Raw genomic sequence first — 1,507 nt, forward strand, 5'->3', positions numbered from 1 at the left:
GGTCAGGGTGAGGAGCCCGGCCAGGAGGAGCCCTCGCAGACTCCGGAAGCCCCGCAGGAGCAGCCGACGCGCACTCCGGACGCGCCGCAGGACGGGAACGCCGGCGGCAAGCCCGGCGACGCGGGCGACGACGGCGGCAAGGGCGACGACGGCGGCAAGGGTGAGGACGGCAAGGGGGACGCCTCCAAGCCCCCGGCCGCGGACGAGCCGACCGCCGCGCCGCAGCCCGCCGACGGGTCCAAGGCCCCCGGCACCGCCGCACCCGAGGTCCTCGCGACGCCCTCGTCCGGCGGCGGCACGGGGCAGGGCGGTGGGGACGCGGACGGCCTCGGCGAGTCCCAGGCCGTCGGAACGGCAACCAGCGCCGCCCCGACCCCGTCGACCCCGTCCCTGACCGAGCCGCAGGCGGTCGGTGAAGGCGGCCTCGCCGACACCGGTGCCCAGCTGTGGCCGGCCGCGGCGGGCGCCGTCCTGGTCGCCGCGGGCTTCGTGGTCCTGCGCCGCGTGCGACGCGGCTGACCGGCCCCACCCCGGCACGACCGGCGAACGGCGGCGGGAGGTCCCTTCCGGGAACTCCCGCCGCCGTTTCCGCGTACGGGCGGGCCGCGCCTGCCGGTTCCGGCCTCACGCCGCCGCGACCGGCACCCTTCGGCCGGTGCCGAAGTGCGCACGCTCTAGCGTGATCCCATGAACCTCATCGTCACCTGCAACGGCACATGCGGCGGAGCGGCGGCGTGACGCCGGGGGAGATGGTGGCCGTGCTGGCGGCCGGTACGGGCGCGGGGGCCGTCAACGCCGTCGTCGGCTCGGGCACGCTGATCACCTTCCCGGTCCTGCTCGCCACCGGACTGCCCCCGGTCACCGCCACGGTGTCCAACGGGCTCGGCCTGGTCCCCGGTTCCGTCAGCGCCATCATCGGCTACCGCGAGGAGCTCCGCGGCCAGGGCCGGCGCGCCGTCGTGCTCGGCATCGGCGCCGTACTCGGCGGCCTCGCGGGCGCCGTCCTGCTGCTGACCCTTCCCGCGTCGGCGTTCGAGCGGATCGTGCCGGTCCTGGTGGGCCTCGCCCTCGTCCTGGTCGCCTGCCAGCCCCTGATCGCCCGGCGGGTGCGCCGCCGCCGCAGGGCCGGCAGCCGCTCCCGCCGCGACGGCGGCCCGCTGCTCTTCACCGGTCTGACCCTGGCCAGCGTCTACGGCGGCTACTTCTCCGCCGCCCAGGGCATCATCTACGTCTCCCTGATGGGCATGCTGCTCGACGACACGCTCCAGCGGCTCAACGCCGTCAAGAACGTGCTGGCGGCACTCGTCAACACCGTCGCCGCCGTGGTGTTCCTCTTCTTCGCGGAGTTCGACTGGACGGCCGTCGTGCTCATCGCCGCCGGTTCCGCCCTGGGCGGTCTGATCGGAGCGCGGACCGGACGCCGCTTCAGCCCGGCCGTCCTGCGCGCCCTCATCGTGTCGGTGGGCACCCTCGCCCTCGTCCACCTGGTGCTGCGCTGACCTCCGGG

Annotated in this window: 1 protein-coding gene and 1 pseudogene; both read left to right on the forward strand. The window is 76.0% G+C overall.

Features of this window, described 5'->3' with window-relative positions; translation table 11 throughout:
• Positions 1–519 (forward strand): annotated as a pseudogene (locus tag RIN80_RS14720) (hypothetical protein); the annotation flags it as partial.
• A 215-nt stretch (positions 520–734) separates the two neighbouring features.
• A complete protein-coding gene (locus RIN80_RS14725; RefSeq protein WP_309096032.1) occupies positions 735–1,499 on the forward strand; it encodes a sulfite exporter TauE/SafE family protein in 765 nt (254 codons plus the stop codon).
• Positions 1,500–1,507: the final 8 nt, after the last annotated feature.

This window comes from Streptomyces sp. (genome assembly GCF_031181705.1).
Taxonomy (GTDB): Bacteria; Actinomycetota; Actinomycetes; order Streptomycetales; family Streptomycetaceae; genus Streptomyces.